Genomic DNA, 274 nt, shown 5'->3' with positions numbered 1-274 from the left:
CGGGATCCCGGATGGCCTGTATTGCAAGACCGTCGGTCAGCGCGACCAGCGCGACGGTGCCGGCGTCCGCGTCGAGGTCGGCGGAGACGGTGCCCTCCCGCTGTGCGGCGACGCCCGACTCGCGCACGACGCCCCGCCAGCGGGCGAGGAAGGCCGCGATCTCCCCGCGCGCGGTTTCCTCGGCCGCGCCCTCCGCGTAGAAGAACAGGAACCCGCGGGTCATCGCCAGTCGGCGTTCGTCGAGCGGCAGGAGGCTGGCGGTGATGTTCCGCAG

General features: G+C 73.4%; 1 protein-coding gene. It reads right to left on the bottom strand.

What is annotated here, in order from left to right; translation table 11 throughout:
* The coding region (locus QM806_RS41080) for a TetR family transcriptional regulator C-terminal domain-containing protein (RefSeq protein ID WP_283295071.1) at positions 1–274 on the bottom strand (274 nt) is incomplete at both ends.

Origin of the sequence: Rhodococcus sp. IEGM 1351 (assembly GCF_030056875.1) — a bacterium.
GTDB lineage: Bacteria > Actinomycetota > Actinomycetes > Mycobacteriales > Mycobacteriaceae > Rhodococcus_F > Rhodococcus_F opacus.
The sequence above is the reverse complement of the archived record's forward strand: the minus strand, read 5'-3'. Positions and strand labels throughout refer to the sequence as shown.